The sequence below is a fragment of the Cobetia sp. PDI-12MA genome (assembly GCF_059507695.1).
Window position 1 is genome coordinate 3573746 of record NZ_CM183351.1, and the last position, 17697, is coordinate 3591442.

Here is a 17697-nt window from a genome sequence, read left to right on the forward strand (position 1 = left end):
TATCGAAGCGTTATGGTGTCGGTCGCCATCTATTGATGGGGCGACCGTTCGTCTTCCGTGACAATATGGCTACTGCCAACGCCAGTGATCTCAACCACCTGTCGACACGGGCTCTTTCAGCGCCATGGCGCGAGACCGCTCTATCCAACCGCCCTGACCATTGGGCACGATTTCCACCATATCGATCTGCGTATCACCGATACGGGTGATCCTGCCGAAGTTGCTACCCATATGGTTGCCGACCCGCACACGCTGGACTTCCTGCTCCGGCGTCAGAATCAATGCCGAGCGCGCGCCATCGACATCCAGGGTCCCGACCATGCTGAGCTGTTCCAACGGCCAGGCTTCCAGTGGCTCACGAGGGCGATCGAGGTCCGGTCGCACACCATTGTCGACGGCTGTCAGCTCCTCTTCGGGCTCCGGCAGGCGTGACTGGAAAGGACTGCGCGCATCCGCCATGTCATAGGTGACGGGATGATACTCGGGTTGCGGCGGCAACTCCTGCACCTTGCCGGAAGGACGCCCCCTCAAGGACTCGAGTTCCCCTTCCAGCGCGCCCAGCTGCGGATCTCCACAGCCCGCAAGCAGAGTGGCCAGCAACACAGTACCCATCACGGCATTTCGACGTGTCATCAGGCTCATTGCTTGCCTCCTGATGTTGCCGGGGTCTGACGATAATTGTAGGTCTTGGCCAGCAGGGAGAGCTCAAGATCATCGCTGTTGGCGACCGGCGTCAGCACGAAATCATGCAGCGTCACGATGCGTGAAAGCCCCGCGACACCGGAAATGAAGGCGGCGATACGATGATAGTCGCCGCGCACCTTGATATCGAAAGGTTGTTCGACATAGAAGTTGCGATTCTCCGCCGGCTTCAGACGAATGTACTCGACCGCCAGCTGGTTGTTGATAGCCGTCTCGCTGATATCATCCAGCAGCGCCGGGACTTCCGCGTCGGTGGGCAGCATTTCCAGCAGCTGCCCCATGCGAGACTCCAGCTCCACCATCTGCTCGCGCATGGCCGGCAGGTTGGCGGCCTTGAACGCCTTGCTTTCGAACTGCTGGAGCAGCTGACTTTCCTGGGCACGCAGACGTTCGAGGTCTTCTGCCTTGGGCGCCGCAAGGAACCAGTGGGACGCCCAGAACAGGGCGCCCAGCACGATGAGCGCCAGCACGGCCTGCAGCGTGACCGGCCAGATGCCGGCTTCCTTCAGGTCAAGATCACGAAAATCCGTCGACTTGAGGCGGCGGATCTCAGCATCGATGAAACTCATCGCCGACCTCCTTTCTTGTCATTTACCGCATCGGCAGCGTTCAGCGCAGACCCCGCCGGGCGCTCCGGAATCGTGATATTGAAGCTGCGCTGATCGTCGTCATTGCTCTGCACATCGGAGAGCGTCGGAGTGCCGAAGGAATCCGACAGGGCAATGGCGCGCATCAGGCCGGAAACCTGACGCGTGCTTTCCGCCGTGCCATTCGCCTTGAGCTGGCGCCCGCTGCGACTGATGCTCTGATACCAGGCACCGTCCACCAGAGACGTCACCAGCTGATTGAAGACCCGCACCGTTTCCGGACGCGAGAACTGCAGACTGCGGATCAGCTCTATCTGGTCGAGCATCTGGGTGCGTCGTGCCTCGATGTCCTCGACTTCCTTGATATCACGATTGAGGCGGGCCATTTCCTTCTCGATGAAGGCATGGCGCTGCTGCTGCGCCTCGAGCTGACTCTGGTAATACTCACTCATGCCATAGCCGCCACCGATGCCGACGACAGCCGCCAGCGCCAGTATGCCCATGAAGCGCTTGCTGCGCTTCTCACGCCGGTCTTCACGCCAGGAAAGCAGGTTGATCTCGATGGTCATGAGCGCTTCCTCATCGCAAGACCGCAGGCCGTGAGCATCGCCGGGGCATCGCCCGCAAGCGCCTGGATATCGACGCGCGGATTGACGCTCATGTGCGTGAAGGGGTTGGCCATGATCACTTCAAGCCCGGTGTGCTCCGCCAGGCCCTCACGCAGCCCGGCGATGGCGGCCGTACCGCCCCCGAGCAGAATGCGCTGCACCTCACGACGCTTGCCGGCGGTGTAATAGAGCTGCAGAGAGCGCGCGATCTGCTGGATGAGCGTCTCGCGGAACGGACCCAGCACTTCGCTGTCATAGGTATCCGGCAGGCCGCCACGCTTCTTGGCCAGGCCCGCTTCATCATTGGAGAGATCGAAGCGATTCATTATCTCGTCCGTCAGCTGACGTCCCCCGAAGACAGCGTCGCGACTGTAGACGATGCGACCGTTCTGGATGACGTGGAAGGCGGTCATCGTCGCACCGATATCGACGACGGCAACGCACTCTTCATTGTCGTAGGTCGGCGGCAACTGATGACGCAGCTCGCCGAAGGCGCGCTCGAGGGAGAAGGTCTCGACATCGACGGCAGCCGGCTCGAGGCCGGCCTGGGAGAGTGCCGAAGTCAGCTGATCGACATCCAGGCTGCGACACGCCACCAGCAGAAGATCCTGCTGATCGGGATTGCGCGGATTGACGCCCAGATGCTGGAAGTCGAACGCGACATCGTTCAGCGGAAAGGGAAAGTGCTTTTCGGACTCGAGCGCGATGCGCTGCTCGATCTCGTCATCGGCGAGATTGGCCGGGAAGCTCAGTGTCTTGGTGATGGCAGCGCTCGCGGGAACCGCGACCACGGCGCGCTTCGAGCGCGGCTGCGCCTGCTCGACCGCGCGCTTGATGGCCAGCACGACTTCGTCCATGTCCCGTATCCGTCGCTCGACGACTGCGCCTTCCTTGAGTGGACGCACCGCATAGCTATCGATCTGGTATCGATTTCCTTGCCTGGACAGCTCCAGGAGCTTCACCGTGGCCGACGTGATATCGACCCCGATGAGTCCCTTGCCGGCGGATTTGAGTCCCAGCAATTGGCGTTCCCCTGCTCTGATGACGATCTTGCCAGACTGGCTGGCCGCCGGTTCCCTGACGACGTTGCCGCGACACCCTCTATCACTCCAGGATGTTACATTATGTTTCCCAGAATAACACAACAGACGCGCAAGTCAGGGTTCAACGCTGGCCGCATCTGAACCCGCTACTTATAATGCCCCAGCAATGGAATTGCCAATCCCCGCGCAGCCACTCGCTTTTCTTACCCACGGACCCTGTCTTGCCCATGAAGCTATTGAGACGACTATTCTCGCCAGTGTTCTGGCTGCTGCTATCACTATGTGCCGCGGGACTTCTGGCCATCGTTGGCGCTTCGCTGTACTTCTCGCCGGGCCTGCCCGACGTCCATCAGCTTCAGGATACCAAGCTGCAGACGCCGCTGCGCATCTATACCCGCGATGGCAAGCTGATCGGCGAATACGGTGACCAGCGTCGCATCCCGGTCACCTACGACGAGATCCCCGAGACCTTCATCGACGCCCTCCTCGCCGCCGAAGACAGCAACTTCTTCTCCCACCCGGGCATCGACCCCAAGGGGCTGGCGCGCGCGGCCGTGCAGCTGGCCTCCAGCGGCAGCATCCAGTCAGGTGGCAGCACCATCACCATGCAGGTGGCGCGCAACTATCTGCTGACGCTGGACCAGACCTTCACGCGCAAGATTCGCGAGATTCTGCTGTCGCTGCAGATGGAAGAGATTCTCTCCAAGCAGGAGATCATGGAGCTCTACGTCAACAAGATCTTCCTGGGCCATCGCGCCTACGGGATCGCCGCCGCTGCGCGCACCTATTACGACAAGTCCCTGGATGAACTGACCCTGGCCGAGCAAGCCATGCTGGCCGGTCTGCCCAAGGCGCCGTCGAGCTTCAACCCGCTGACCAATCCGCAGCGCGCACTGATCCGTCGCAACTGGATCCTGCTGCGCATGAAGGAGCTGGGCTACATCGAGTCGCAGGCCTATGACGAAGCCGTCAAGGCGCCGATCACCGCGGCACGCCATTACTCCCGACCGGAAGTGCAGGCACCCTACGTCGCGGAAATGGCGCGCAGCTTCGCCGTCGACCGCTTCGGCGACAAGGCCTACACCGACAACGTCCGCATCACTACGACGCTGGACAGCTCGCTGCAGCCAATGGCACGTGATGCGCTGATCAAGGGGCTGATCGCCTACGATACCCGCCACGGTTGGCGCGGAGTCGAGGAATCCGACATCGCCGCCTCCCTGGCGGAAGCCCAGGACCAGACCGATCAGGCCGGCCTCGAGGAAGAACTCTCCAAGTCGCCGGAAGTGCTGGAAACCGCCAGGCAGGCGGCCCAGAAGAGCGAGAAGCGCATCGCCGGCATCGACCGTGATGTCTCGAACTGGCTGAAAGTGCTCGACCGTACCCCGGATTACGGCCCGCTGAAGGCTGCCATCGTGGTGGAAAGCACCGGCAAGCAGATGAAGGTGCTGCTGGCCGACGCCACAGCCGTGACCCTCGACTGGAACGGCCTGAAGTGGGCGCGTGAGTACAAGAGCGCCAAATGGCGTGGCGGCGTGCCGGGCTCGGCCGCCGAGATCGCCAATGCCGGTGATCTGGTACGCGTGATCAAGCAGGACGACGGCTACCGCCTGGGCCAGCTGCCGGACGCGCAATCCGCCATCGTCTCACTGGATCCGGAAAGTGGCGCCATCCTCGCCCTGCAAGGTGGCTTCAGCTATTCCGCCAGCAAGTTCAACCGCGCCATCCAGGCACGCCGCCAGGCAGGCTCGATCTTCAAGCCGTTCGTCTATCTGTCCGGGCTCGAGCAGGCCGGCATGTCACCGGCGACCATCATCAACAACGCCCCTGTCGTGCTTCAGGATGGCGGCAAGGTGTGGCGCCCGGAAAATGCCGGCGGCAAGTTCACCGGCCCGACCCGCATCCGCGTTGGCCTGTATCGTTCGCTGAACCTGGTCTCCGTGCGTCTGCTGCAGACGGTCGGCCTCGACAAGACCCTCGACTTCCTGGTCAAGCTGGGCTTCCAGCGTGACGAGTTGCCCAATGGCCTGTCACTGGCCCTGGGCAGCGCCTCACTGACCCCGCTGGAGATGGCACGCGGCTACGCCGTGCTCTCCAATGGCGGCTTCCGTGTCGAGCCCTGGTACATCGATACCATCACGCGTGGCGATGACGAGACCGACTATGAAGCGCATCCAGCGGTTGCCTGTGCCAACTGTGCGCCGGGCATGGTCACCGTCAATCGTGACGGTCGCCAGTACCCGCTGGCCGAGCGTGTCGCCTCCCCCGAAGCCATGTATCTGATCCGTGACATGATGCAGGATGTCATCAAGCGCGGCACTGGCCGTGGCGCTCTGGCGCTGGGTCGTGATGACCTGGCCGGCAAGACCGGCACCACCAACGACCAGCGTGATGCCTGGTTCTCCGGCTTCAACAGCAAGCTGGTGGCCACGGTCTGGGTCGGCAAGGACTCCAACGACACCCTGGCCGAGTATGGCGCCCAGGCTGCCCTGCCCATCTGGGTCGACTACATGCGCGGTGCCCTCAAGGGCATGCCGTCCTCCACCATGGAGCGTCCGAACAACATCGTGACGGCGACCATCGACCCGGACACCGGAAAGCGCCTGCGCAGTGGTCAGTCCGGCGGCATCAGCGAACTGTTCCGCAAGGATAATCTGCCGCCCTATCAGGAACGCACCATTCGCAAGGAGCTGGAGCAGGAAAGCGGTTCGGAAGGTACCGGAACTTTCGAGGCCATCTTCTGATCTGATCTCCAGACCTCGCCTGCCAGCCTCATCGGCAGGGGGAGAGCCCAAGGAAGAGCGGCCGCTGGTCGCTCTTCTGCCATCTGAGCATTCGCAAGGCTCCCCCGTATCGCGATCCACTGGTAGCGTCCGGATGACGCGCCAGGCCGCCCCGCTCAGCCAGCGTCATCTCGCAAGTCACATACCCGATGATGATGTCATGCCTCAAACATGCCGGAGTTCGCATGCTTCACCCATTGCCCACACTGCGCAGGACCGCGTTTCTGTGCCTGGCCCTGCTTCCCCTCGACACGGCTGTCGCAGACGACCTCTTCTATGCACCGCCCCCCGCCAGCGAGGACTCTGAGCCCTTCAGCGGCCAGGCCGAGCTGGGGTTCACCAAGCTGTCGGGCAACTCGAACAGCGAGACCCTGCTGGGCAAGACCAGCCTGTCCTGGCACCTCAAGCCCTGGACCCACACCTTCCGGGTGGAGGCCAAGCATGTCTCCAGCAGTGGCGAGACCACGACCGACAAGTACCTGGTCGGCCAGCGCGAGCGCTATGACCTCAGCGATGACCACTACGCCTTCGGGCTGCTGCGCTGGGAGAAGGAACGCTTCTCCGGCTACAACCACCAGGTCACCTCCATCGTCGGTGAAGGCGTCACGGTACTGGATGGCCCCGAGCACAACCTATCCCTCGAGGCCGGGCCGGGGTATCGGTTCGATGACATCACGGCGGGGGATCACGAGAACTACCTGCTGGGCTATGGCGCGATGGACTACCGCTGGCAGCTGTCCGATACCTCCAAGTTCGAGCAGCAGTTCTCGGCAGAGGCCACGCGCGAGAACGTGATCAGTCGCAGCTATACCGCGCTGACGGTCGCCATCAATGCAAGCCTTGCCCTGAAGCTCTCGCATGAGATCGAGAACAACACCAATCCGCCCGACGAGTCGGATGCCAAGACCGACACCACCACGGCGGCCTCCATCCTCTACAGCTTCTGAGCAAAGGCCTGGCGCCTGCCCGCACGGGTGCCAGTCGCGGGTGGTTCGTGGCTGAAAGCATCCACCAACAAAAAGCCCTCGCCGGAATCTCCGACGAGGGCTTTTTCATTTCCTGCGTCGCTCAAGCGACGCCGCCAACCGGCCATTCGACCGCTGACGCTTAACCGTAGACCTGATCCGTGCTGGTCAGCGGGTAGTGCGCCGGGTACGGCTTGCGCGCGACACCGGAATCGATGGCCGCCTGGGCCACGGCTGCAGGCAGACGCTCGAGCAGACGCGAGTCCATCGGCGTCGGGATGATGTAACCCGGGCCGAATTCAAGGCTGTCGATCTCGTAGGCATCCAGCACATCCTGGCTGACCGGCTCACGCGCCAGATCTTTCAGAGCGTGAACGGCGGCAAGCTTCATCTCTTCATTGATGCGCGTCGCACGCACATCCAGCGCGCCACGGAAGATGAACGGGAAGCCCAGCACGTTGTTGACCTGGTTCGGGTAGTCAGAGCGACCTGTCGCCATGATGACATCCGGGCGTGCTTCGCGAGCGGTATCCGGGTGAATCTCCGGGTCCGGGTTGGAGCAGGCGAAGACGATCGGATTGGCGGACATCTTCTTGAGCTGCTCTGCCTTGAGCAGGTTCGGGCCGGACAGACCGACGAAGACATCGGCGCCATCGATGGCGTCGTCCAGCGTGCGCAGCTCGGTCTCGGTGGCGAACATCGCCTTGTACTGGTTCAGGTCGTCACGGCCACTGTGGATCACGCCCTTGCGGTCGAGCATGAAGATGTTCTCGACCTTGGCACCACTGGCGACCAGCAGCTTCATGCAGGCGATGGCGGCAGCGCCGGCACCCAGGCAGACGATGCGCGCGTCTTCCAGCTTCTTGCCGGCGATATCCAGGGCGTTGAGCATGCCGGCCGCGGTGACGATGGCGGTACCGTGCTGGTCGTCATGGAAGACCGGGATGTTGCACTGCTCGATCAGCGCCTGCTCGACCTCGAAGCACTCCGGTGCCTTGATGTCTTCCAGGTTGATGCCACCGTAGGTGGTGTGGATGCGACGCACGGTGTCGATGAAGGCCTGCGGGCTTTCCGCATCCACTTCGACATCGACGGAGTTGATGCCAGCGAAGCGCTTGAACAGCACGCCCTTGCCTTCCATGACCGGCTTGGAAGCCAGCGGGCCCAGGTTGCCCAGGCCAAGGATGGCAGTCCCGTCAGAGATGACCGCGACCAGGTTGCCCTTGCCGGTGTACAGGTAGGCGTTTTCCGGGTCGGCGGCGATTTCGCGGCACGGCTCGGCAACGCCCGGGCTGTAGGCCAGCGCCAGGTGCTTGGCGGTCTCGGTCGGCTTGGTCAGCTCGATGGAGAGCTTCCCGGGAATCGGTTCGGCGTGATATTGCAGTGCTGCTTTCTTCATGGCATCAGACATGCGTGTCATCCGGTATTTTGGCGGGGGGTTGGCTGCTCCAGAATATAGAAAAAGACACCTCTGAACAACCGACGCAACTTGCTGTTATGCATGACTTTAAAACGACTGTTTAAAAAATGTTTTAGCCATTCGTCTAACGTTATGGATGCCCTGTCCAGCCATAAACCTTTCCTTATCACTGACAGGATTTCGTGTCGATTTCGACCCTTGTTGACGCCACGATTCGCGCAAGATCCTCGATTTTCGACCGCTCACCGACGCAACCCACCATTCCGGCGCGCTTGATGCAGAGGCAGAGCAGAAAAAGTGCCAGATCGGAAACAATCTTTCCCTTCAGCAAGCGCAGCGCAGGGGTGACATCTTCGCAAGGGCATCTCGAATCAGCTGTCGTGGTCGCGGCCCTCTTCAGAGCGGCCTGAACGACAGGCACAAAAAAACCCGCTCGTGAGCGGGTTTTTCGTCCATGACGCTGCAAGATGCGCAGCGCCATGAAAGCGACAAGCAGCTGAAGGTATCAGCGCTTGATGGCAGCACCGAAACGCTTGTTGAAGCGCTCGACACGACCACCGGTGGTAGCCTGCTTCTGCTTGCCGGTGTAGAACGGGTGGCACTCGGAGCACACGTCAAGCGCGAAAGTCTGCTTGGAAGTGGTACCGATTTCGTGCTGCGCGCCGCAGGAGCAAGTTGCGGTCTGGCGCTGGTAGTCCGGATGGATACCCTGTTTCATGATGTGTAACCTCAGGTCGCTGTGCACCGCCACCTGATCACTTGCCAGGCACCGTACACGGGTTTTGGATTGAACCGGTCATTCCGCCGTTTCCGACGGAAGGCCGCGCATTTTACCAGTCATCTGCCGCAAGACCAAACTTTGTGCCGTTTATCGCGGGCAACACCTTGTAGACTGCGTGCCACGGCATATCCCCGTTTTACTGAACGCCTCATATCACCTCATATCCGGATACCTTGCGTGCCTGACACTACCGACAAGACTGCGACTCACCTGCCGGGACGTGTGCTGGGCATCGCGATTCCCGGCCCGCTGCGCGATCTGTTCGACTACCTGCCATCCCGCCAGCCGCCCCGCCACGGCTGGCAGGTGGGCCTGCGCGTGCGCGTCGAATTCGGGCGTCGCCAGCTGGTCGGGGTGATCGCCGAGCTGCGCAGCGACTCAAGTTTCCCCATCGACAAGCTCAAGCCTGTCAGCGAAGTCATCGATGACGAACCGCTGCCGGCCGACTGGTTGTGGATATGTCAGTTTACCGCGCGCTATTACCAGCACTCGCTCGGCGACACCTTCGCCCAGGCGATGCCCTCGCTGCTGCGTCAGGGGCGCGCCCTGGAGGCGCGTACCCGTGAGCGCTGGACGCTGACCGACAAGGGCCGCGCCACCGAGCCGGCAAGCCTGGGGCGAGCCACCCGCCAGATCGCGTTGCTGGAGCTGCTCGCTCAGCATCGTCATGGCCTGGTGCACAGCGCCATCACCGCCCAGGGATTCACCCGCCAGCAGCTGGAAACCCTGCGCGGTCGCGGCTACATCGAATCCCGCGAGGAGCCGGTGACCGGCGCCACGCCGGAGCAGGCCAGCAAGGGCGTGCTCGCCGAACCCAACCTTGTCCTCAATGATGAACAGGGCCGCGCCCTCTCGCGTCTGCACGACGGTCTGAGTCAATTCTCACCCACACTGCTGGAGGGCGTGACCGGCTCCGGCAAGACCGAGGTCTACCTGCAGCTGATCGAGGCGGTGCTGGACCGCGGCGGCCAGGCGCTGGTGCTGGTGCCCGAGATCGGCCTGACACCCCAGACGCTGGAGCGCTTCCGCAGACGCTTCCGTGTGCCGCAGGTGATGCTGCACTCCGGCGTCAGCGATGGCGAACGCCTCGATGGCTTCGAAGCCGCCCGCAGCGGCCGGGCGCGAATCGTGATCGGTACCCGCTCCGCCATCTTCACGCCGATGGCCAGACTCGGCGTGATCATCGTCGATGAGGAGCACGACGGCTCCTTCAAGCAACAGGACGGCCTGCGCTATCACGCCCGCGATCTGGCGCTGGTGCGCGGCAAGCAGGAAGGCATACCAGTGGTGCTCGGCAGCGCCACGCCGTCTCTTGAGAGCCTGCGCCATGCACGCGAGGGGCGCTTCACGCATCTGCATCTGCTCAAGCGCGCCGGACGCAGTCAGCCGGCCCGCCTGCACCCCGTCGACCTGCGCGGCCGCATGACGCTGGGCGGTCTCTCGACCCAGAGTCTGGAAGCGATCGAGAAGCGCCTCGCCCAAGGCGATCAGGTGCTGGTATTCATCAATCGACGCGGCTTCGCGCCGACCCTGACCTGCCATGCCTGCGGCTGGATTGCCGAATGCGACAACTGCGATGCCTGCATGACTCTGCATCGTCATCCGCCCCAGCTGACCTGCCACCACTGCGAGCGCACCCGCCCGCTGCCGGACGCCTGCCCGGCCTGTGGCAGTGGCGACGTTCGCCCGCAGGGGACGGGCACCGAGCGTACCGAAGAGCTGCTCGGCGAGAAATTCCCCGACGTGCCGGTGCTGCGCATCGACCGCGACAGCACCCAGCGCAAGGACGCCATGAGCGAGGCGCTGGCGGTGATCCGGCGTGGTGAACCCTGCCTGCTGGTCGGCACCCAGATGCTGGCCAAGGGCCACCACTTCCCCCACGTCACCCTGGTGGTGGTGGTCAACGCCGACAGCGGCCTCTATGCCGCCGACTTCCGCGCACTTGAGCAGTCCGCACAGCTGCTGGTGCAGGTCGCGGGGCGTGCCGGACGCGCCGAGCGCCCCGGTGAGGTATTGATCCAGACGCGCCACCCGGAAGACCCCAACCTGCTGACGCTGATTCAGGCAGGCTACCCGCAGCTGGCGGGGGAGTTGCTCGAGGAGCGCCGCATCGCCCAGCTACCGCCGTTCAGCCATCTGGCGCTGCTGCGCGCCGAGGCCAGCGACCAGCAGCAGGTCGAGCAGTGGCTGTTGAAGGTGGGTGGCGCCCTGCGCCAGCACCTCGAGGCTGCCAACCTCAAGGTGGATTGCCTCGGTCCGGTGCCCGCGCCGATGGAGCGTCGCCAGAATCGCTATCACGCCCAATTGCTGTTGCGTTGTGCGAAACGCGGCCCATTGCATGAAGCGGCGGCCTGGCTGGTGACACTCTGCGAGCAGGACCGCGACGCGCGCCGCCTGCGCTGGTCGCTGGATGTCGATCCCATCGGCATGGCGTGAGTTCATCGTCAGCGGCGTGACAGCCCCGCACGCCGCTTGCGATGAACTGACCACTATCCCTGCAGGGCGCGGAATACGGCGCGATTGATCACGACGGTTTATGCAAGCCCCAGGATCGGTGATAATGCCCGCCATCGTGCAGCGACATCCGCACTCCCCCATTGCCCGCAGGCCTGATGCCTGCAACCGCCTGCTGTATGGCACGCGGTGCGACCCGAGCCGTGAAGAGACCGATATTCCATGAAAGAGACGATCATCGAACTGCTGGGCCAGGCCCTGGAAACCCTCAAGGCCGACGGCACCCTGCCCGCCGACGCCAGCCCGCAGATCAAGGTCGACCCGACCAAGGACAAGAGCCACGGCGACTACGCCAGCAATCTGGCGATGATGACGTCCAAGGCCGCCGGCATGAAGCCGCGCGATCTGGCCGAGAAGCTGATCGCGGCGCTGCCGGCCTCCGATGCCGTCTCCAAGGTCGAGATCGCCGGCCCCGGCTTCCTGAACTTCTTCGCTGACACTGGTGCGGTAGCCGACATCGTGCGTCGCATCTTCAGCGAAAGCGACAGCTTCGGTCACAGCGACGTGGGTGCCGGCGAGAAGGTGCAGGTCGAGTTCGTCTCCGCCAACCCGACCGGTCCGCTGCACGTCGGTCACGGCCGCGGTGCCGCAGTCGGCGACGTACTGTGCCGCCTGCTGGCCGCCACCGGCCACGATGTCACCCGCGAGTTCTACTACAACGACGCCGGCGCCCAGATCAACAATCTGGCACTCTCCGTCCAGGCACGCGCCAAGGGCCTGGGCCCGGATGACGCCAGCTGGCCGGCCGATGGCTATCGCGGTGACTACATCAGCGAACTGGCCGCCTCCTACATGGCCGGCGACACCGTCGAAGCCGATGGCAAGCAGGTGACCGGCGCCGCGGACCCCGATGACCTGGAGGCCATCCGCGTCTTCGCCGTCGCCTATCTGCGCCATGAACAGGATCTCGATCTCAAGGCCTTCGGCGTCGAATTCGATGTCTACTTCCTCGAGTCCTCGCTATACCGTGACGGCAAGGTCGAAGAGACCGTCAAGCGCCTGGTCGACAACGGCTACACCTATGAAGACGATGGTGCCCTGTGGCTGCGCACCACCGACTTCGGTGATGACAAGGACCGCGTGATGCGCAAGCGTGACGGCGATTACACCTACTTCCTGCCCGACGTCGCCTACCACCTCGACAAGTGGCAGCGTGGCTTCACCCAGGTCATCAACGAGCAGGGTGCCGATCACCACTCCACCGTGACCCGCGTGCGTGCCGGACTGCAGGCCCTGCAGGCGGACATCCCCAAGGGCTGGCCGGACTACGTGCTTCACCAGATGGTCACCGTGATGCGCTCCGGCGAGGAAGTGAAGCTGTCCAAGCGTGCCGGCAGCTACGTGACCCTGCGCGACCTGATCGAGGAAGTCGGCCGCGACGCGACCCGCTACTTCCTGGCAGCACGTCGCGCCGACTCCCAGCTGACCTTCGACATCGACCTGGCGCGCTCCCAGTCCAACGACAACCCGGTCTACTACATCCAGTACGCTCACGCCCGCGTGCACAGCGTGCTGCGCAAGGCCAGCCGCGAAGAGAAGCCCTTCGACGAAGCCCTGGCCATGGCGCAGCTCACCCTGCTGACCAGCGACCAGGAAAAGGCCGTGATGAATCGCATGGCGCAGTTCCCGGACGTCGTCGCCCACGCCGCCAAGGTGCGCGAGCCGCAGCAGGTCGCCCAGTACCTGCAGGACCTCTCCTCCGACTTCCACACCTGCTACAACGCGGTGAAGGTGATGGTCGAGGACGACGCGACCCGCAATGCGCGCATGGCGCTGGGTCTGGCGACCGCACAGGTCATCCGCAACGGCCTGGCCCTGCTGGGTGTCAGCGCTCCCGAGGAGATGTAAGCCATGGCTGCTCGCCGCCCCGCCAACAAGAAGCCCGCCTCCCGTCAGGGGGCGAGCCCCCGTCGGCAACCCGCTGCCAGCCAGAGCCGTGGACTGCCCGGCTGGCTGTGGGGCATCATCGGTCTGATCGCCGGCTTCGCTCTCGCGCAGTACTTCGAGAAACAGGCTCCGCGTCTGCCGGTCGCGGCCATCGTTCCCAAGGCCAACACTCAGCAGAGCGGGCAGCAGAACGGACAACAGAGCGGGCAGCAGACCGCCAGACAGGGCAACCAGCAGCAGAAGGAAGCCCCCGAAGAGTCCGCCGGCAACATGCCGACCTTCGAGTTCTACACCCTGCTGCCGGAAACCGAGGTGATCGCGCCCAAGGTGGATGAGTACAAGTCCACGCCGCGTCCGGGCAGCGCCGAGAGCACCAAGAAGTCCGAGGCCTCGCTGACCAACTACATGTTGCAGGCGGCGTCCTTCCGCGAGATGAGCGATGCCAGGAAGCTGGCCGGCAAGCTCAAGGACCTTGGCCTGCTGGCCAAGGTCAGTGACGTCAATGCCTCCGGCGGCACTGTCTGGCACCGGGTGCAGGTCGGCCCCTACAAGGACACCCGCGAGCTCAATCGCGCCCAGGACCTGATGAACACCCAGGGCATCGAGCCCTTGTTGATCAAGCTGCAGTAAGCCAGGCGTGAGCCTTGCGACAGACGGGCCCGCTCATTTTTGAGCGGGCCCGTTGCATGAGGGCGCAGACCAGGGCCGGTCGCAGTCAACGCTGAGTCGCCGATGACTTGAAACCCGTATCGGCGCCCCCATCTACAGCATTCCGGTGAGATATCAGGCCCGCGTGCCGCCCGTCAGGCGGCGCAGGATCGCGGCAAGCAGTGGCAAGCGCCAGGCTGACGATCACCACCCGTTTTACGCGACGAGGCCACGGCCTCGTCTGCCCAGAAATGCCATGCCCGGCCCCGTTCACCTTATTCCAATCGCCGGCATGCTCTCTCAGGAGTTATCCATGACCACGATCGTCTCCGTGCGTCGCAACGGCCAGGTCGCCCTGGCTGGTGACGGCCAGGTATCCCTTGGCAACACTGTCATGAAAGGCAACGCCGCCAAGGTGCGTCGTCTGTATCGCAATCAGGTACTGGCCGGTTTCGCCGGTGGTACCGCCGATGCCTTCACGCTGTTCGAACGCTTCGAAGCGCAGCTCGAGAAGTATCAGGGCCAGCTGGTGAAGTCCGCCGTGGAGCTTGCCAAGGAGTGGCGCTCAGACCGCGCCCTGCGCAAGCTTGAGGCCATGCTGGTGGTCGCCGACAAGCATGCCTCCCTGATCATCACCGGCAATGGTGACGTGGTCGAGCCCGAGCACGGCGTGCTGGCCATCGGCTCCGGCGGCAACTACGCCGAGGCCGCTGCCCGCGCCCTGATCGAGAATACCGAGCTTTCCGCCCGCGAGATCACCGAGAAGTCCATCTCCATCGCGGCCGATATCTGCGTCTTCACCAACCACAATGCCATCATCGAGGAGCTGTCCTGAGATGTCCCAGATGACCCCGAAGGAAATCGTCAACGCCCTCGACCAGCACATCGTCGGCCAGCCTGAAGCCAAGCGCGCCGTGGCAGTTGCCATGCGCAACCGCTGGCGCCGCATGCAGCTCGATGACGATCTGCGTCCGGAAGTCACGCCGAAGAACATCCTGATGATCGGCCCGACCGGTGTCGGCAAGACCGAGATCGCCCGTCGTCTGGCCAAGCTGGCCGGCGCGCCCTTCCTCAAGATCGAGGCGACCAAGTTCACCGAGGTCGGCTACGTCGGCCGTGACGTGGAATCCATCATCCGCGACCTGGTCGAGGTCGCGATGAAGCTGGTGCGCGAAGACGCCATGAAGGAAGTGCGCGACAAGGCCGAAGATGCCGCCGAAGAGCGCATCCTCGACGCCCTGCTGCCGCGTGTGCGTGGCGAAGAGTACGACGCTGCCGCCAACAACAGCAGCACGCGCCAGATGTTCCGCAAGAAGCTGCGCGAAGGTCAGCTGGATGACAAGGAAATCGATATCGAGCTGAGCCCGGCCAGCCAGACTCTCGATTTCGCCACCCCGCCGGGGATGGAAGAGATGACCAGCCAGCTGCAGTCCATGTTCTCCAACATGGGCAAGCAGCAGAAAGAGAGCCGTCGCATCACCGTCAAGGAAGCGCTCAAGCTGGTTCACGAGGAAGAAGCGGCCAGAATGGTCAGCGATGAAGACCTCAAGAGCCGTGCCATCGAGGCCGTCGAACAGAACGGCATCGTCTTCCTCGACGAGATCGACAAGGTCGCCAAGCGTGGCGAATCCGGCAGTGGTGGCGATGTGTCCCGTGAAGGCGTGCAGCGCGATCTGCTGCCGCTGATCGAAGGCTCCACCGTCTCCACCAAGCACGGCATGGTCAAGACCGACCACATCCTGTTCATCGCCTCCGGTGCCTTCCACCTGTCCAAGCCGTCGGACATGATTCCGGAGCTGCAGGGCCGTCTGCCGATCCGTGTCGAGCTCAACGCCCTGACGCCGGAAGACTTCAAGCGCATCCTGACCGAGCCGTCCGCCGCCCTGATCCGTCAATACAAGGCCTTGCTGGCGACCGAAGGCGTCGAGCTGAGCTTCGCGGACGATGCCATCGAGCGCATCGCCCAGATCGCCTACCAGGTCAACGAAGGCACCGAGAACATCGGCGCCCGCCGTCTGCACACCGTGATGGAGCGTCTGCTGGAAGAGATCTCCTACGAGGGTGGCGATCAGCCCGGTGAACTCAAGGTCGATGCCGCCTACGTCGATGCCCGTCTGGGTGATCTGGCGCGTGATGAAGACCTGTCGCGCTACATCCTCTGACGACACGCTCACGCGCCTGACAGCCCCTCATGGAAGCCAGCTCCGCTCCTGAGGGGACTTCTGACGCCCGATCCGGCTTGGCCCGGATCGGGCGTCAGTGCATCATGCGCACAAGACACATCGACCGGCCAAGCGCCGCGCTCGACGCCTATCTGCCTTCGCCATGCCGCCCTGCGCCACCGCGCGGCATGCAAGCCCGAGGATCCCCCGATGAGCCACGACACCCCCAGGGACGCCGCCGCGTCCCACGACGCTGATAGCAGCGGCCAGCAGCGCGACTACCGCCTCAACGAGCGCCATGCCCGTGATGGCGAAGAGGCCCCGGTACCGACGCGCGTGCACTACCACAAGTCAGAGCGCGAACTGGAACTGGGCTACGCCGATGGCCAGAGCTTCCGCCTGAGCACCGAATTCCTGCGCGTGATGTCGCCGTCGGCGGAAGTGCGTGGCCACGGCGTCGGCCAGGAAACCCTGCAGGTCGGCATGCGCTACGTCGGGCTGACCAACATCACCCAGAGCGGCCGCTACGCGCTGAAGCTGCACTTCGATGATGGCCATGACAGCGGCCTGTATACCTGGGAATACCTGTGGGAACTGGCCAATCGCCGCGACGCCATGTGGGCCTACTACCTGCGCCAGCTGGAAGAGGCCGGCGCCTCGCGCGAGCCACTGGGCATTCCGCTCAACCAGCTGTAAGCCACTGTTGCCACTGGGCGCGGCAAGATGTCCGAGTCGACGTCTTGCCAAAAGACAGCCCGCTGGCCAGCGGTTACAATCGAGCCACTGCGAAAGCTCACCATATTGTGCTGACGTCGCCACGGCGGCGTCACAACAGGGGAAGTCATGGACAAGCGTACGACTCACTTCGGTTATCAGGAAGTTGCCGTGGACGAGAAGGCAGGCCGCGTCGCGGATGTCTTCCACAGTGTCGCCGCCAAGTACGACGTGATGAATGACCTGATGTCGTTCGGCATCCACCGTCTGTGGAAGCGCATCACCCTGGAGCGTGCCGGCGCCCGCCCCGGCCAGTCGGTGCTGGACATCGCCGGCGGCACCGGTGACCTGACGCTGAAGTTCTCGCGTCTGGTCGGCCCGAAAGGCCGCGTGGTGCTCGCCGACATCAATGCCTCGATGCTCAACGTCGGCCGCGACAAGCTGCTCGACCGTGGCGTCGGCGGCAACGTCGAATACGTGCAGGCCAACGCCGAAGCCCTGCCCTTCCCGGACAACACCTTCGACATCATCACCATCGCCTTCGGGCTGCGCAACGTCACCGACCAGGCCAAGGCCCTGCGCTCCATGCAACGCATCCTCAAGCCGGGCGGACGTCTGCTGGTGCTGGAATTCTCCAAGCCGGTCAATCCGCTGCTCTCTACCGCCTATGACCAGTACAGCTTCCGGCTGCTGCCTAAGATGGGCGAGATGGTCGCCGGCGATGCCGACTCCTACCGCTACCTGGCCGAGTCCATCCGCATGCACCCCGACCAGAAGACGCTGGCCGGCATGATGGAAGAGGCCGGTCTCGAGCGCGTCGAGTACACCAACCTGACGGGCGGCATCGTCGCGTTGCACCGCGGTATCAAGCTCTGAGGCTGTC

The 17697-nt window shown here is 63.6% G+C and carries 16 protein-coding genes; 9 read left to right on the forward strand and 7 right to left on the reverse strand.

What is annotated here, in order from left to right; genetic code table 11:
* Positions 1-90 precede the first annotated feature (90 nt).
* From AC5WNI_RS15075 to pilM, 4 genes are read right to left on the reverse strand one after another with little or no spacing between them, the layout of a single operon-like run.
* Positions 91-642: a pilus assembly protein PilP gene (locus AC5WNI_RS15075; RefSeq protein WP_175089638.1), complete on the reverse strand. Its 552-nt coding sequence runs from the start codon at positions 640-642 to the stop codon at positions 91-93.
* Entirely contained in the window at positions 639-1271 is a 633-nt protein-coding gene (locus tag AC5WNI_RS15080; protein ID WP_043332958.1) for a type IV pilus inner membrane component PilO, read from the reverse strand. Before AC5WNI_RS15080 ends, AC5WNI_RS15075 begins: the two co-directional genes overlap by 4 nt.
* A complete protein-coding gene (locus tag AC5WNI_RS15085) occupies positions 1268-1858 on the reverse strand; it encodes a PilN domain-containing protein (RefSeq protein WP_175089639.1) in 591 nt (196 codons plus the stop codon). Before AC5WNI_RS15085 ends, AC5WNI_RS15080 begins: the two co-directional genes overlap by 4 nt.
* Entirely contained in the window at positions 1855-2919 is a 1065-nt protein-coding gene (pilM, locus tag AC5WNI_RS15090) for a type IV pilus assembly protein PilM (protein WP_175089640.1), read from the reverse strand. The genes AC5WNI_RS15085 and pilM overlap by 4 nt, the downstream gene beginning before the upstream one ends.
* A gap of 248 nt (positions 2920-3167) precedes the next feature.
* Here pilM and AC5WNI_RS15095 point away from each other — a divergent pair, with 248 nt between their 5' ends.
* Together AC5WNI_RS15095 and AC5WNI_RS15100 are read left to right on the forward strand one after the other, a co-directional pair.
* Positions 3168-5684 (forward strand): penicillin-binding protein 1A, encoded by a 2517-nt coding sequence (locus AC5WNI_RS15095; RefSeq protein ID WP_175089641.1) that lies wholly within the window; start codon positions 3168-3170, stop codon positions 5682-5684.
* A gap of 224 nt (positions 5685-5908) precedes the next feature.
* Positions 5909-6670: a DUF481 domain-containing protein gene (locus AC5WNI_RS15100; protein ID WP_254627086.1), complete on the forward strand. Its 762-nt coding sequence runs from the start codon at positions 5909-5911 to the stop codon at positions 6668-6670.
* Positions 6671-6830: 160 nt separating this feature from the next.
* On the opposite strand, the gene AC5WNI_RS15105 is transcribed toward AC5WNI_RS15100, so the two are convergent.
* From AC5WNI_RS15105 to rpmE, 3 genes are all read right to left on the reverse strand, one after another.
* Positions 6831-8099 (reverse strand): malic enzyme-like NAD(P)-binding protein, encoded by a 1269-nt coding sequence (locus AC5WNI_RS15105; RefSeq protein WP_043333076.1) that lies wholly within the window; start codon positions 8097-8099, stop codon positions 6831-6833.
* A gap of 175 nt (positions 8100-8274) precedes the next feature.
* On the reverse strand, positions 8275-8589 hold the full coding sequence (locus tag AC5WNI_RS15110; protein WP_175089642.1) for a hypothetical protein: 315 nt from the start codon (positions 8587-8589) through the stop codon (positions 8275-8277).
* A gap of 24 nt (positions 8590-8613) precedes the next feature.
* A complete protein-coding gene (gene rpmE, locus AC5WNI_RS15115) occupies positions 8614-8826 on the reverse strand; it encodes a 50S ribosomal protein L31 (protein ID WP_054556509.1) in 213 nt (70 codons plus the stop codon).
* 240 nt (positions 8827-9066) lie between these two features.
* Between rpmE and AC5WNI_RS15120 the strand changes: the two genes are divergently transcribed.
* The 7 genes from AC5WNI_RS15120 (at position 9067) to ubiE (ending at position 17690) form a co-directional block, all read left to right on the forward strand.
* Positions 9067-11325, forward strand: a complete 2259-nt coding sequence (locus tag AC5WNI_RS15120) for a primosomal protein N' (RefSeq protein ID WP_282627912.1) — start codon at positions 9067-9069, stop codon at positions 11323-11325.
* Positions 11326-11565: 240 nt separating this feature from the next.
* Positions 11566-13251 (forward strand): arginine--tRNA ligase, encoded by a 1686-nt coding sequence (gene argS, locus AC5WNI_RS15125; protein WP_175089643.1) that lies wholly within the window; start codon positions 11566-11568, stop codon positions 13249-13251.
* Positions 13252-13254: 3 nt separating this feature from the next.
* The gene (locus tag AC5WNI_RS15130) at positions 13255-13920 is read left to right on the forward strand and encodes an SPOR domain-containing protein (protein WP_175089644.1); all 666 of its coding nucleotides are present in this window, start codon (positions 13255-13257) and stop codon (positions 13918-13920) included.
* 331 nt (positions 13921-14251) lie between these two features.
* On the forward strand, positions 14252-14773 hold the full coding sequence (gene hslV, locus AC5WNI_RS15135) for an ATP-dependent protease subunit HslV (RefSeq protein ID WP_043332970.1): 522 nt from the start codon (positions 14252-14254) through the stop codon (positions 14771-14773).
* A gap of 1 nt (position 14774) precedes the next feature.
* Positions 14775-16100 (forward strand): ATP-dependent protease ATPase subunit HslU, encoded by a 1326-nt coding sequence (gene hslU / locus AC5WNI_RS15140; protein WP_175089645.1) that lies wholly within the window; start codon positions 14775-14777, stop codon positions 16098-16100.
* A 336-nt stretch (positions 16101-16436) separates the two neighbouring features.
* On the forward strand, positions 16437-16796 hold the full coding sequence (locus AC5WNI_RS15145) for a gamma-butyrobetaine hydroxylase family protein (protein ID WP_043333080.1): 360 nt from the start codon (positions 16437-16439) through the stop codon (positions 16794-16796).
* Positions 16797-16943: 147 nt separating this feature from the next.
* Positions 16944-17690 (forward strand): bifunctional demethylmenaquinone methyltransferase/2-methoxy-6-polyprenyl-1,4-benzoquinol methylase UbiE, encoded by a 747-nt coding sequence (gene ubiE, locus AC5WNI_RS15150; protein ID WP_043332974.1) that lies wholly within the window; start codon positions 16944-16946, stop codon positions 17688-17690.
* The last annotated feature ends 7 nt before the right edge of the window (positions 17691-17697 follow it).

What these genes read in the sequence shown, in the direction of transcription:
- AC5WNI_RS15075 (WP_175089638.1), bottom strand. Translation starts at nt 642, where the DNA reads ATGAGCCTGATGACACGTCGAAATGCCGTGATGGGTACTGTGTTGCTG.
- AC5WNI_RS15080 (WP_043332958.1), bottom strand. Translation starts at nt 1,271, where the DNA reads ATGAGTTTCATCGATGCTGAGATCCGCCGCCTCAAGTCGACGGATTTT.
- AC5WNI_RS15085 (WP_175089639.1), bottom strand. Translation starts at nt 1,858, where the DNA reads ATGACCATCGAGATCAACCTGCTTTCCTGGCGTGAAGACCGGCGTGAG.
- AC5WNI_RS15095 (WP_175089641.1), top strand. Translation starts at nt 3,168, where the DNA reads ATGAAGCTATTGAGACGACTATTCTCGCCAGTGTTCTGGCTGCTGCTA.
- AC5WNI_RS15100 (WP_254627086.1), top strand. Translation starts at nt 5,909, where the DNA reads ATGCTTCACCCATTGCCCACACTGCGCAGGACCGCGTTTCTGTGCCTG.
- AC5WNI_RS15105 (WP_043333076.1), bottom strand. Translation starts at nt 8,099, where the DNA reads ATGTCTGATGCCATGAAGAAAGCAGCACTGCAATATCACGCCGAACCG.
- AC5WNI_RS15110 (WP_175089642.1), bottom strand. Translation starts at nt 8,589, where the DNA reads ATGGCGCTGCGCATCTTGCAGCGTCATGGACGAAAAACCCGCTCACGA.
- rpmE (WP_054556509.1), bottom strand. Translation starts at nt 8,826, where the DNA reads ATGAAACAGGGTATCCATCCGGACTACCAGCGCCAGACCGCAACTTGC.
- argS (WP_175089643.1), top strand. Translation starts at nt 11,566, where the DNA reads ATGAAAGAGACGATCATCGAACTGCTGGGCCAGGCCCTGGAAACCCTC.
- AC5WNI_RS15130 (WP_175089644.1), top strand. Translation starts at nt 13,255, where the DNA reads ATGGCTGCTCGCCGCCCCGCCAACAAGAAGCCCGCCTCCCGTCAGGGG.
- hslV (WP_043332970.1), top strand. Translation starts at nt 14,252, where the DNA reads ATGACCACGATCGTCTCCGTGCGTCGCAACGGCCAGGTCGCCCTGGCT.
- hslU (WP_175089645.1), top strand. Translation starts at nt 14,775, where the DNA reads ATGTCCCAGATGACCCCGAAGGAAATCGTCAACGCCCTCGACCAGCAC.
- ubiE (WP_043332974.1), top strand. Translation starts at nt 16,944, where the DNA reads ATGGACAAGCGTACGACTCACTTCGGTTATCAGGAAGTTGCCGTGGAC.